The sequence below is a fragment of the Humidesulfovibrio sp. genome, from assembly GCF_035560995.1.
GTDB lineage: Bacteria > Desulfobacterota > Desulfovibrionia > Desulfovibrionales > Desulfovibrionaceae > Humidesulfovibrio.
Map to the genome: position 1 here is coordinate 1 of NZ_DATMYK010000112.1, position 12,264 is coordinate 12,264.

Annotated in this window: 11 protein-coding genes; 6 read left to right on the forward strand and 5 right to left on the reverse strand. The window is 64.1% G+C overall.

Annotated features, from left to right (window positions below):
- Nucleotides 1-288, reverse strand: a 288-nt coding sequence (locus VN419_RS04345) for a serine dehydratase beta chain (RefSeq protein WP_325644823.1), incomplete at its 3' end; no start/stop codon positions are given.
- Nucleotides 289-412: 124 nt separating this feature from the next.
- Nucleotides 413-1,507: a glycerol dehydrogenase gene (locus VN419_RS04350; RefSeq protein WP_325644825.1), complete on the reverse strand. Its 1,095-nt coding sequence runs from the start codon at nucleotides 1,505-1,507 to the stop codon at nucleotides 413-415.
- Between the two features lie 300 nt (nucleotides 1,508-1,807).
- Here VN419_RS04350 and VN419_RS04355 point away from each other — a divergent pair, with 300 nt between their 5' ends.
- From VN419_RS04355 to VN419_RS04365, 3 genes are all read left to right on the forward strand, one after another.
- Nucleotides 1,808-2,638 carry an ABC transporter substrate-binding protein gene (locus VN419_RS04355; RefSeq protein WP_325644827.1) on the forward strand — a complete coding sequence of 277 codons (831 nt, stop codon included), beginning with the start codon at nucleotides 1,808-1,810 and terminating at the stop codon, nucleotides 2,636-2,638.
- Nucleotides 2,639-2,735: 97 nt separating this feature from the next.
- A complete protein-coding gene (locus VN419_RS04360; RefSeq protein ID WP_325644829.1) occupies nucleotides 2,736-3,164 on the forward strand; it encodes a universal stress protein in 429 nt (142 codons plus the stop codon).
- Between the two features lie 328 nt (nucleotides 3,165-3,492).
- Nucleotides 3,493-4,875, forward strand: coding sequence for a tetratricopeptide repeat protein (locus VN419_RS04365; RefSeq protein WP_325644831.1), 1,383 nt, complete (start codon nucleotides 3,493-3,495; stop codon nucleotides 4,873-4,875).
- 73 nt (nucleotides 4,876-4,948) lie between these two features.
- Here VN419_RS04365 and VN419_RS04370 read toward each other — a convergent pair whose 3' ends face one another.
- Nucleotides 4,949-5,626 (reverse strand): hypothetical protein, encoded by a 678-nt coding sequence (locus VN419_RS04370; RefSeq protein WP_325644833.1) that lies wholly within the window; start codon nucleotides 5,624-5,626, stop codon nucleotides 4,949-4,951.
- A gap of 271 nt (nucleotides 5,627-5,897) precedes the next feature.
- On the opposite strand from VN419_RS04370, the gene VN419_RS04375 reads away from it, so the two are divergent.
- The 3 genes from VN419_RS04375 (at nucleotide 5,898) to VN419_RS04385 (ending at nucleotide 10,647) form a co-directional block, all read left to right on the forward strand.
- Nucleotides 5,898-7,115 (forward strand): PilT/PilU family type 4a pilus ATPase, encoded by a 1,218-nt coding sequence (locus VN419_RS04375; protein ID WP_325644835.1) that lies wholly within the window; start codon nucleotides 5,898-5,900, stop codon nucleotides 7,113-7,115.
- Nucleotides 7,116-7,265: 150 nt separating this feature from the next.
- Nucleotides 7,266-9,941, forward strand: coding sequence for a PAS domain S-box protein (locus VN419_RS04380; protein WP_325644837.1), 2,676 nt, complete (start codon nucleotides 7,266-7,268; stop codon nucleotides 9,939-9,941).
- A 115-nt stretch (nucleotides 9,942-10,056) separates the two neighbouring features.
- Nucleotides 10,057-10,647 carry an O-methyltransferase gene (locus tag VN419_RS04385; protein WP_325644839.1) on the forward strand — a complete coding sequence of 197 codons (591 nt, stop codon included), beginning with the start codon at nucleotides 10,057-10,059 and terminating at the stop codon, nucleotides 10,645-10,647.
- 102 nt (nucleotides 10,648-10,749) lie between these two features.
- Here the strand turns inward: VN419_RS04385 and folD are convergent, their stop codons facing one another.
- Both folD and VN419_RS04395 read right to left on the reverse strand, forming a co-directional pair.
- Nucleotides 10,750-11,613: a bifunctional methylenetetrahydrofolate dehydrogenase/methenyltetrahydrofolate cyclohydrolase FolD gene (gene folD / locus VN419_RS04390; protein ID WP_325644841.1), complete on the reverse strand. Its 864-nt coding sequence runs from the start codon at nucleotides 11,611-11,613 to the stop codon at nucleotides 10,750-10,752.
- 123 nt (nucleotides 11,614-11,736) lie between these two features.
- Nucleotides 11,737-12,264: OmpA family protein (locus VN419_RS04395; RefSeq protein WP_325644843.1), on the reverse strand; the 528-nt coding region annotated here is incomplete at its 5' end.

The following is a 12,264-nucleotide window of genomic DNA, read 5'->3' on the forward strand; positions in this document are numbered from 1 at the left end:
GGGCGCGGCGGCCAGTTCGTCCAGAAATTCCGGTGGGCACGACTCCGGCGAGCGGCCGAGGAGTCCGGCCAGCACGGCGCGGTCCGAGCCGTGGCCGCGGCCCGTGGCCGAAAGGCTGCCATAGAGTCGCACCGTGAGGCCCGTGGCCGTGGCGAGTACTTCCGGCGGGAGGGCCCTGGCGGCCTGGATGAAGTCGTGCCCGGCGCGCATGGGGCCGATGGTGTGGGAGCTGGAGGGGCCGGGACCGATCTTGAACAGGTCGAAGACGCTTAAGGCGATGGCGGGCATAGAGGGCCTTTCGTGCTGGGGGTGGACGCGCCGGAACGCAGGCGGTGCGGACGGGAACGCCTCCCGCCCGTCGCTGCGCGCCAGCAGTCTACCATCAGCAGGAAAACTTCGCCAGGGGCTGGCGTCACCCGCGCTTGCGGCGGCGTCCCTCGGCGTCCGCGGCCTTGAGCGCGGCCAGGACCAGGTCCGGGGAGATCTCCACCGGCTCGTTGTGGATGGATTCGCCCTCGGCGCAGGTCTTTTCCGCCACGCGCAGCAGTTCCGCGTCCGTCACCTCTGCAAGGCCCAGGTCGGCGAAGGTGGTGGGCAGGCCGATGCTCCCGCACAGGCCGTATACCTCGTCCATCAGCTCCAGGGGCCTGTCCGTGAGGAAGAGCGAGGCCAGCACGCCGAAGGCCACCTTCTCGCCATGGTGGCGGTCGTGGCAGGCGGGCAGGGCGGTGAGGCCGTTGTGGATGGAGTGCGCAGCGCCCAGGCCGCCGCTCTCGAAGCCCAGGCCGCTTAGAAGGGTGTTGGCCTCCACGACCTTTTCCAGGGCCGGGGTGACCACCTTGGCCTCGCAGGCGGTAAGGGCCGCAAGGCCCCAGGTGCGGATGGTCTCGTAGCAGAGCCGGGCCAGGGCGTGGGCGGTCATGGAACCCGCGTCGCCCGCGATGTTGGCCCCGCGGCTGATGCGGCAGGAGTCCGCCTCGAACCAGGTGGCCAGGGCGTCGCCCATGCCGGAAACCAGGAACCGGGCCGGGGCCTGGGCCATGACGGCCGTGTCCACCAGCACCAGGTCCGGGTTTTTCGGCAGCAGGTCCACCCGGTTAAACACGCCCTCGGCCGTGTAGATGATGCACACGGAGCTGCACGGGGCGTCTGTAGAGGCGATGGTGGGCACCACGGCCACGGGAAGCTTGGCCTTGCTGGCCACGGCCTTGGCCGCGTCCATGGTCTTGCCGCCACCCAGGGCGGTGATGCTCTGGGCCTTGAAGTCCAGCGCCAAGGCCAGCAGACGCTCGATCTCCAGGTCCGTGCACTCCCGGCCGAAGTCCTCCACCCGGATGGTTCCTGCCTGTTCCAACTGGGGCAACAGGGCGGGCAGCACGTTTTTCCGGGGGCTGGGGGAGCAGATGATGAAGTGGCGGCTGCCCAGGCGGGCCAGCTCCGCGCCCAGTCGGTTCAGGGCGCCGTTGCCTTGGATGTAGCGTCCGGGAAACAGGGTGGTGCTGAGCATGGCTTTCCCCCTTTATGGTGTGCGGCGGCTTTGCAACCTGCCGCTACGGAAGCGATTTTCGAAAGCCTATACCCAAGTCAGGGCCATTGACAAGGCCGTGCGTGCCGGGGCTGGCAGGCGCGCTTACCGGTGTTTTCATCCACGTGCTCTGGGGGTGGCAAATTTCTTTTCATTTTTGCTGTGCCGTTTTGAAATATAGGGTATGTGACGAGCGGGATGAGGTGAATACCTATTGTTTTCAGTGACAAGAGTCAGTCGGTGCAATCGATCCCGGCCTGTCCTGGCCGCGCGGAGGGGAATGTGGACAGAGGCTTTGTGCGCGTAGCGATGGCATTCCTGCTGCTTGCTGTCTTCCTGGTTTCGCATGCTTCGGCGGCAGAGGTCCTGATCCCTGGCGGCCAGACGGTGCATGCCGGACAGTGCCGGGAGCTCGTCTACGCTGCGAATCCGAACTATCCCCCTTATCACTGGAAGGTGAGCGAGACGGCTTACGATGGGGCGAGCAAGGAGCTGTTGGAACTGGTGGTTCCGCCGGGGGTGACGCTTAAGCCCACGGTTTTGCCGTGGAAGCGCGCCCTGGAATGGGCCCGGCTGGGCAAGGTGGACCTGCTGCTGAGCCTGCGCATTACGCCGGAACGCTCGGAGTATCTGAAGTTCACGACGCACCGGGCATTCCCGAATCCCATCGTCGTGTTCGTGCGGGCAGACCGCACCTTCCCCCTCAAGTCCTGGGCGGATCTGAAGGGGAAGAAGGGCGGGATCAGTTTGGGCGACACCTTTGGCAACGGCTTTGATGAGTACCTGCGCAGAGAGTTGACCATCGAGGAGGCGCCGACCATGGAGAACAACTTCGTCAAACTTGAGGCCGGGCGCATCGATTACTTCGTCACGAGCCAATATGTCGGCAAGTCATATGCTGCGTTGAACATCCAGAGAGGTGAATTCATCTCCCTGACCCCCGCCATTTCGGATATGGACATTCATTTCGGCTTCAGCCGCGCCTCTCCCTGCGCGGCCCTCGCGGAGCAGGTGAGCCGCAGGCTCAAGGAGCTGGACCGGCAGGGAGTGCCAGAGCAGCTGTTGGATAAGTATTTATCGCGCATCAAGAGAAGTCGCTCTTTGGCGAAATAGCGCAATGTCTGCTGGACGCGCCGTCGCGGCGTCTTGTTGACTCCCCGCACGGGCTGAGGCATGCGTCAGGAAAGTCGAACCTGAAAGGAGGCGCGCCATGATCTTGACTTTCAGGAAGATTCTGGTCCCGATGGACAACTCCGAGCATTCCCGCAACGCTCTGCGCTACGCCCTCGGGCTTGCGCAGACGCAAGGGGCGCACTTGGCCCTGCTGCACTGCTTTGGCCGCATTCCCATGCTCATCGGCGGCGAGCCGAGGAAGGAGCTGGTTCGGGACCTGGTGCGCGAGGCGGAGAAGCTCATGGCCCCATACGTCAAGAAGGTGCGCGAACTGGGCCTGGAGCCCGCGCTCATCATCAAGGAGGGCCGCCCCGGCGAGGTCATCGTGCAGGAGGCCAAGTCCGGCGACTACGACCTCATTGTCATGGGCACGCGCGGGCTGTCCGACATGCAGGGCGTGCTCATGGGCTCGGACGCCCACCGCGTGCTTTCGGCCGCGCACTGCCCGGTGCTGCTGACCCGGTAGAAGGGCCGGCGCTTTTTCCGCTCATCTTGGGCCCGACTCCGCAAGGGGGCGGGCCTTTTTTTGCGCCTCCATCCTGGCCGGGTGTCAGGGGAGACGAACAAGTGTTGTGAAGCAAGCCCGTTGGCTGGGGCTTGCGCCTAGTGGGCTGTCATTTTCTAAATATGCTGTTGACACTTCCTTGCTCTTGGTGGAGTACGTAGTTGGAGGCAGTGTCTGTTTTGCGGCCCGGAAGGCCAAGTCCTCTCGGCGCATCCCTGCCCGCAAGCCCTTGCCGCCGCCGAAATCGTACCCCCCACAGCCCTGCACAGCTGAAAGCGAGGATACGACCATGCCGAACAACATCAGCAACATGGAGGACACCTCCTCCACCGTGCGGATTTCCTCCAAGACCTCGCGCTGTGACAGCGACGTCAAGGACTTTTTGGAAAACCAGAACGGGTACATCATCATTCTGAGCGACGACGCCCTCTTTGTGAAGACTGTGCGCACCGGGGTCATGCGCGCCCTGGGCGTCAAGCTCAATTGCGTCGAGGCGGTCAAGGACGTGGAACAGGCAGGCCGGAGTCTGCGCGAGCACCTTTATCTCGGCATGCCGGTGCTCATCATTGTGGATCGCATCCTGGCCGGGAGGTCAACCAGCGACTTCATCCGCACCACCAAGTCGATCTTCCCCCAGGCGAAGCTCATCGCCATGACCTACGAGACCACCAAGGAATCCCTGTCGCTCCTGTATGAGATCGGAGTGGACCACATCATCACCAAGCCCGTCTCGGTGGACACCCTCATCGAAAAGATGGCTGGAATCATCAAGCCGCAATCACGCATCAGCAATCTGGTGCAGGAGGCCAGGATATGTCTGGAGCAGCGCGAGATCGACAAGGTCTTCACTCTTTGCGATGAACTCCTGAAGATCAAGCAGCGTTGCGCGGCAGCCCACATGCTGCGCGGAGAAGCCTTCATGCTCAAGGGCACCCGGGACAAGGCCATCGCCGAGTTTGAGATCGCCCACAAGTACTCGCCGCTGTATCTCGAACCGCTCAAAAGGCTCGTGGAGGTCTACCGCGAAAACAACGAAGAAGCCTATCTGTCATACATGACAATTCTTGACTACATCAGCCCGCTGAATGTGGAAAGAAAGTACGAGATAGGGAAGTGCTATGCGCGCAAGAAGGATATGGATAGCGCTAAGAAGTATTTTGACGAGGCCATAACATGCGAACAGTGTGAGGCTGCAAAGCGCTTGTGTACGATAATATCAGACATAGCAAGCTCTGTTATGGAATTCTCGCCTGATATAGCAGCGAAATATTTCGAGCAGTATTTTGCCGCAAAGGGCGAGAACCTCAGCAAGGACGATCTGGTGACGTTCAACAGGTTTGGGATCACTTTGCGCAAGCAGGGAAAGGTGCGCGAGGCGATTGAAAACTACAAGAAGGCCCTGCACATAGACGCAGAAGATACGACGATACTGTATAACTATGGATTGGCTTGCGTGGACGGCGAGCAGTTCAAGACCGCAATTGAGTGCTATGAGAAGGCCCTCAGCCTCGAACCTTCCTTCCACAAGCAAGCTGCTGTGGTGTGCAACAACATGGCTTATGCCTACATTATGGTCAAAAACAACGCGCGGGCCAGGGAGTTCCTGGCCACGGCCCTGGAAATCGACCCGCAGAACGCGTCCTCGCAGAAGCTCATGGAGCGTTTGAAGTAGGACCGGGTCTTTCGCCGGTAGATGGCAGGCCTGCGCCAAGCCCGACTCCGCAAGGGGCCGGGCCTTTTTGCGTTCAGACCGGGGGCCGAAGCTCCTGGGGGTACAGGCGCGCGGCCTCGGAGATGACCGCCTGATTTTGATAGTCCGCCGGAGAGGAGATCGTGCTGCTCTCCGCGTGCTTCATGGCGTTCAGCAGGGGCTGGGCATCGCCGTCGCTTTCGCGCAACATGGCCCGCTCCAGGTCACCGCATAGAAAATGGGCGCAACGCGGCGATTTGAACAGGCGCAGGGTGCAGCCGTCCTCGGCCAGCAGGGAGCAGTAGCCAGGCCGCATGGTGCGTCCGGCGCGGTTGTGGACGCTTTCCTGTTTCTGCAGCAGGCCGATCATGTGAGCCATGTGCAGGGCTGCCGGGGAATTGTGCGAACTCATGAGGTCGGAGACGTTCATGATGACGAAGTGTTCGCGGTTGCAGCAGCCGGCCGGGGGCCTGGGACAGCTCCCGCCGCAGAAGGCGCGCGGGCCTTTTTGCAGGATGGTGTCCACCTGGCGGATGTACAGGGAGTAGCCGATGACCAGGCGGCGCACGTTCTGGTGCCTGCGGCCCAGGTGTCCGCTCAGGCGTTCGATCTGTCCGCTTACGCAGGAGTCGGTCAGAAAGGGGTAGCTTCGTCCGGCCAGGACCTCCAGGTCGCCGTCGATGGCGCTGTGATCCGGCTGGGCAAGGCTGTCGAGCCAGCTTTCGATGGGCATGGGGCGTCCTTTGGTTCCTGGCGCAGCCGGACTGGGGGGGAGCGCCAGACGTCCATGCCAATGCTTCCCGTCGACGATACATGCCGCCTGCCGGATTCCAAAGCGAATTCTCGCATCCGGCGATATCAGCAGAACTTTTTGACTTATAGGCCGGAGTTTGGCAAACCCGGGCCGCCCGCGTACGCATTTTGCAATGCGCTGGCGTCCACGTTGTGTTTTTGACTGCTCGAACCCCAGGCCGCTGGCCTCCCATTCTCAAGGAACGACACGCATGGAAACCTTTACTCGAATCATAAACGCCTGCTACGAGCGCGGCTGCTCCGACCTGCACATCACTGGGGATCATCCGCTTGTGTGTCGCAAGGACGGCGAAGTGTTCTTCCAGAAACAGCACTCCCTCTCGCCTCAGGAGATCGACCTGTTGGTGGATACCATATTGAACCCCCGGCAGAAGCAGCAGCTCAGGGAGCAATGGTCCACGGACCTGGCCTTGTCCGTGGCTGGCAAGCGGCTCAGGATCAACGTGTTCAGCTCGCACCGGGGCGTCAGCATGGCCATCCGCTTCCTGCCTTCGGTCATCCCGGACCTGGAGAGCCTGAACCTGCATCCGTCCCTCAAGGATTTCTGCGCTGTGAAGTCCGGCCTGCTGCTCATCTGCGGCTCCACCGGCAGCGGCAAGACCACCACCATCGCCGCGCTCATCAACGAGATAAACACCTCCAGGGCCTGCCATGTGGTGACCCTGGAAGACCCCATCGAGTACCTGTTCACCTCGAAGAACGCCTTCATCGAACAGCGCGAACTGGGGAAGCACTTTCACAGCTACCAGCAGGGCCTGCTCGACGTGCTGCGCCAGGCGCCCGACGTGGTGGTGGTGGGTGAGATGCGCGCCCCTGGAACCATCCAGTTGGCGCTGGACGCGGCAGAGTCCGGGCATCTGGTCATCGCCACCATGCACGCGGGCTCGCACGAGGAAGCCGTGCACCGCATCTGCAGCCTGGTGCCGGCCTCGGCGGAGCATGCGCGCCTGCAGCTTTCCCAAAGTCTGGCGGGCATTGTGAACCAGCAGCTGGCCTACATGCCCAAGCTGCGTTTCTCCGTGCCGCTGCTCTCGGTTCTGCGCAACACCCGCGCCGTGGCCACCCTCATCCGCGACAACAAGATCTCCCAGTTGGACAGCATGCTGGAAACCTGCAAGGGCAAGGGTATGTTCACCTTCTCCGCCTATCGCGACGACTATCTGACTGGGCGGACGGACTTCCGCAAGCCCATGCGTCTGAACGTCCCCTCCGCCACCGCAGTGCCCCAGGAGCATTCCTCGCGCGTGTTCGACTACAACGTCCAATTCGACCAGCGCCCGGACTGCGCCACGGCAGCCGCACCCGCGCCGGTGCAAGAGGGAGCGGGTTGCGCGGGAGTCTCGTTGGGAACCGTGCCAGTCGCGGACATCGACGACTACATCACGGAGCTGGAACGCCGGTCCGCTTAGAGGCGCGGGCCGAAGCCCCGCAGTTTCCGGTCCCTAATCTTGCCAATTTCCCTCTCTTGCCGTAGGTTTCGCTACGTAGGGTGAAGTATCCCGCCCGCCTCGAACGGTGCGGCGGCGTGGGGAGTTTCATAAACTTCAGGATGGGAACGCATGCCGGAGCTCTTGCGCACACGCCTGCCGCGCTGGACCGCCTATAGCCTTGCCGTGGCCGCACCGCTGGCGACTCTGGCCTTGCGGCTGGCGATTGCGCAGCGCTTTGAGAACCGGCCCATGCTCATCCTGTTCATGGCGCCCATCATCTTGTGCTCGCTCACCGGCGGGCTGTGGCCGGGCCTTTTGGCCACGGCCATAAGCGCCATCGGCATCTGCTACCTTGCCATTCCCCCTGTCGGCTCTCTGAGCATCGCGGCCACGCACGATTTGCTGCAGTGGCTGTTTCTGATCCTGTGCGGCGTTCTGGTGAGCGTGCTGAGTGAACGGCTTTTGCGGGCCACCCGCAAGCTGGCCGCCAGCGACGCCCAGTACCGCACCCTGTTCAACTCCATGACCGAGGGGTTGTGTGTGCTGGATCTGGTGCGCGACCAGGACGGCCAGCCTGCGGACTACATTGTGCGCGATGTGAACCCCGCCTACGAGCGCGTGCTGAACTTCAAGCGCGAGGCGGTCATTGGCCGCCGCGTGAAGGAGATTTTCGGCGCCGCGGTCGCGCCCGACCTGGACACCTACGTGGCCATGCTGAAAAACAACCGGCCCGTGGCTTTCGATACCTACCAGCCGGAACTGGGGCGCCACTTTCAGGTTTCGGCCTTTCCCGTCCAGGGCGAGACCTTCGGCGTGGTCTTTCAGGACGTGACCCAGCGTCATCTGGCGGAGCAGGCGCTGTTCGAAAGCGAGGGACGCTTCCGCGAGCTGTTCGACCGCGCGCCCATGCCCTTGTGCTACGTTGACCGCAATGGCCGCGCGCTGAACGTGAACCAGTGTTTTGTCGATACCTTCGGCTACACTCTGGCCGACATTGCCGAACTGGGCGATTGGTGGCCGCTGGCTTACCCGGATCCTGCCTACCGCGACGAGGTGCGCACGGCCTGGGAGCTGGACCTGCGGCTGGCGGTTGAGCAGCGGACCAGAATCCAGCCTCGCCTGTGCCATGTTGCCAGCAAAAAAGGCGAAATCCGGGAGTTCCTCATCTCCGGCATCACGTCGGGCGGCGGTTTTGTCGCCGCCTTTGAGGACATCACCGACCGCGTCCGTGCGGAGGAGGCCCTGCGGCAAAGCGAGCTCATGTTCCGCACCGTGGCCGACTTCACCTACGATTGGGAGTACTGGCGCGGACCGGACGGCAAAATGATCTGGGTCTCGCCCTCCTGCGAGCGAATCTCCGGCTACAGCGCCGAGGAATTCATGGCCGACTGCGATCTGGGCTACCGCATCGTCCACCCGGAGGACGCCCCGCGCTTCGCCCGGCACCTGAAGGAAGTGGATCTGCCAGGCAGCGGCCGTTGCGAAATGGACATCCGCATCATCACGCGCTCAGGAGATGTCATCTGGGTGAGCCACAAGTGCGAGAGCATCGCCCGTGAGGACGGCACGCCCCTGGGCCGCCGCGTGTGCAACACCGACATCACCCTGCGCAAGCGCATGGAGCTGGATCTGCAGGAGGCCAAGAACGTGGCCGAGGCCTCCAGCAGGGCCAAGGGCGAGTTTCTGGCCAACATGAGCCACGAGATCCGCACCCCGCTGAACGGCATGCTGGGCATGCTGCAGCTGTTGCAGGCCGGCGCGGCGGAAGCCGACCGCGACGAGTACGTGGACCTGGCCCTTGATGCCGGGCGCAGGCTGCTGGGGCTTTTGAACGACGTGCTGGACTTTTCCAGCATGGAGGCCGGGCGGCTTTTTCTGCACCGTGCTCCCTTGCGCGTGCAGCCTCTGTTCGATTCGGTAGGAAATCTCTTCAGGCTTGCCTGCGCGTCCAAGGCCCTGGCTTTGAACTTCCACGTTTGGCCCGGCGTACCTGAAACGCTTTTGGGCGACGAGGCGCGCATCCGTCAGATTCTGTTCAACTTGGTTGGCAACTCCATAAAGTTCACCTCCCAGGGTGCTGTGCGGGTGGAGGCCTGGAGCGCGCCGCACACGGCGCTGCCGGGCAAGGTGCGCCTGTACCTGAGCGTCAGCGATACGGGCATCGGCATCCCGGACGAGCAGGTGGGCTATGTGTTCAAGCGCTTCACCCAGTCTGACGCCAGCTTCGCCCGGAAGTTCGAGGGCGCCGGGCTGGGGCTGGCCATCGTCAAGCGCCTTGTGGAGCTTATGGACGGTTCCATCGTGGTGGATACCGAAGTGGGGCGCGGCACGGACATCCACCTGCTGCTGACCCTGGACGCCGCCGAGATTGCCGACGGAGCCGCGCCGCTCCTCGCCGGACCCAGCGCCGCCGTGCGGCCCTTGCGGCTGCTGCTGGCCGAGGACGAAATGGTCAGCCGTCTGGCCGTGCGCACCATGCTTACGCGCATGGGCCATGCAGTGACGGCGGTGGAGGACGGCATGGACGCCGTGCGCGCCTGCGGCGAGCAGGATTTCGACGTCGTGCTCATGGACATCCAGATGCCGGTGCTCGACGGTGTGGAAGCCACGCAGCGCATCCGCGCCTTGCACGAAACCATGGGCAAGGCGCGCGTGCCGGTCATCGCCCTTACTGCCTACGCCATGCCCGGCGACCGCGAAAAGTTTCTTGGGGCGGGCATGGATGGCTACGTGAGCAAGCCCGTGCAGGAGAGTGAGCTGAGCGAGGCCTTGACGCCTTTCTCTCTCCTGCCGCCGCAGGGCTGAGTTCCCCCTTTTCGCGCGGCGGAAATCCGGGTACACACCGCCGACAACCAGCAGTCAGCCCGGCCGCACGGTTCATCCGTCCGATCCCGGCCGCAGCAACCCCGGAGGCTTACGCATGTTCAGAGACATTCCCCAGTCCATCGAGGTCACCCAGGGCCACCTGAAGGCTTTGGAAGCCTGGCGCAAGGCCCAGGGCATGGAAAGAAAACGCCTGCTGCGCCAGATTCCGCCCGAGACAGGCAAGCTGCTGGCCCTGCTCCTGGCCAACTGCCCCCCGGGGGACGCGGCCGAAGTGGGCACGGGCGCGGGCTATTCGGCCCTGTGGCTGGCCCTGGCCTGCCGCGCCACGAAGCGCAAGCTGACCACCTTCGAGCTGGACCCGGCCAAGGCCGAGCTGGCGCGCCAGAGCCTTTCTTCCGCCGATGTTCTGGACGTGGTGGAACTGCGCGAGGCCGACGCGCTTGCCGGGCTCAAGTCCCTGTCCAACCTGGCCTTCTGTTTCATCGACGCCGAGCGCAACATGGCCAAGGAAGCCTACGAGCTGGCCCTGGCCGCGCTGCCGAAAGGAGGCGTCATCGCCGTGGACAACGCCATCAGTCACGCCGAGGAATTCCCGGAATTCCTGTACGAGGCCGAAATGGACCCCCGCGTGGACGCGGTCATCGTGCCCATCGGCTCCGGCCTGCTGGTCTGCCGCAAGGTGTAGGGAAAGCCGCGGCGGCGTTTGCGCCGCGTCAAAAGCCAAGGGCCGGTCCGGGCGCATACGCGTCCAGACCGGCCCTTGGCGTTGCGGCATGTTGCCCTGCGCCTACTTTGCGCCCACGTGGTCCTTGTAGGCCTGCACGGAGTTCTTCATGAGCATGGCGATGGTCATGGGGCCTATGCCGCCGGGCACCGGGGTCATGGCTCCGGCCGTGCCCACGATGCACTCGTAGTCGCAGTCGCCCATGAGGCAGTCGTCCACCCGGTTGATGCCCACGTCAATCACCACTGCGCCCTGCTTGACCATGTCGCAGGTAATGAACTTGGGCCTGCCGATGGCGGCGAAAAGGAAATCGGCCCGGCGGCACTGGGCGGCCAGGTCCGGCGTGCGCGAGTGGCACAGGGTCACGGTGGCGTCGCCGTAGCGGCCCGGCTGGGAAAGCATGATGGACAGCGGGCGGCCCACGATGTTGCTGCGGCCCACCACCACGGCGTTCTTGCCCTGGGTGGGCAGGTCGTAGCGCTTCAAAAGCTCCATGACGCCTGCCGGGGTGCAGGGGGCGAAGCCCGGCAGGCCCTGGGCCAGCCTGCCCATGTTCTGCGGGTGGAAGCCGTCCACGTCCTTGTCCGGGCGGATCTGCTCCAGGCAGCGGCGGCTGTTCAGGCCCTTGGGCACGGGCAGCTGCAGCAGGATGCCGTCCACGGCGTCGTCGGCGTTCAGCTGCGCGATGAGCGCCTCCAGCTCCTCCTGGGTGGTCTGCGCGGGGAGGCGGTGCGGGAAGGAAACGACGCCCACCTCGGCGCAGGCGCGTTCCTTATTACGCACATAGACCTGGGAGGCCGGATCCTCGCCCACCAGGACCACGGCCAGGCCCGGGGCGCGGCCATGCTTCGGCGTCAGTTCGGCCACCTCGGCCTTGAGTTCGGTGCGGATGGACTGGGCCGTGGCTTTGCCGTCGAGCAGGATCATCGGGACCTCCGGGCGTGGTGAGTGGCGGCGCGGCATGCTGCCGCGAAGCGGCCAATTTACGTAAAAGCCCCGCGCTTGTCGAGGGCGCGGGGCTTTATGGGAGGCGGTGGAGCGGGCCGGAACTCAGCGCACGGTGATCTCCACGCGGCGGTTTTTCGGCTCATGCGGGTTGCCGCTTATGACCAGCGGGTTGGCCGAGCCGTGGGAGGCCACCTCGAAGGCTTCCGGCGGCATGCCCGCCTTGAGCAGCAGCTTGCGCACGGCCTCGGCCCGGCGGCGCGAGATATCGATGTTGTAATTCTCGTCGCCTGCGGCGCTGGCGTGGCCCACGATGGCGATGTCGCGCGAGGCGCGTTCCCTGGCCGTGGCCAGCACCTGGGGCAGAAGCGCCTGGGACTCCTTGGTGAGCCGCGTGGTCTCGCTCTCGAAGTACAAGATGAAGCGCACGGGTTTTTCCGGCAGGGCGCGCCTGGCCGGGCCGAAAAGCGCCTCGCTCTCGGCCTCGGTCAACTGCTCCGGCGCGCTGGGCATGCTTTTGGCGTCGGCCACGCGCACGGCGCTGCCCGCCTGGGTCAGCAGGGCGGAGCCGGCCTGGGTGGTCACCGTCACCTGGCCCACGTGGCCGTCGGGATCGGGCAAGAGCTGCACCAC

Coding starts and splice junctions, on each gene's coding strand:
- VN419_RS04350 (WP_325644825.1), bottom strand. CDS start 1,507: ATGCTCAGCACCACCCTGTTTCCCGGACGCTACATCCAAGGCAACGGC.
- VN419_RS04360 (WP_325644829.1), top strand. CDS start 2,736: ATGATCTTGACTTTCAGGAAGATTCTGGTCCCGATGGACAACTCCGAG.
- VN419_RS04365 (WP_325644831.1), top strand. CDS start 3,493: ATGCCGAACAACATCAGCAACATGGAGGACACCTCCTCCACCGTGCGG.
- VN419_RS04370 (WP_325644833.1), bottom strand. CDS start 5,626: ATGCCCATCGAAAGCTGGCTCGACAGCCTTGCCCAGCCGGATCACAGC.
- VN419_RS04375 (WP_325644835.1), top strand. CDS start 5,898: ATGGAAACCTTTACTCGAATCATAAACGCCTGCTACGAGCGCGGCTGC.
- VN419_RS04380 (WP_325644837.1), top strand. CDS start 7,266: ATGCCGGAGCTCTTGCGCACACGCCTGCCGCGCTGGACCGCCTATAGC.
- VN419_RS04385 (WP_325644839.1), top strand. CDS start 10,057: ATGTTCAGAGACATTCCCCAGTCCATCGAGGTCACCCAGGGCCACCTG.
- folD (WP_325644841.1), bottom strand. CDS start 11,613: ATGATCCTGCTCGACGGCAAAGCCACGGCCCAGTCCATCCGCACCGAA.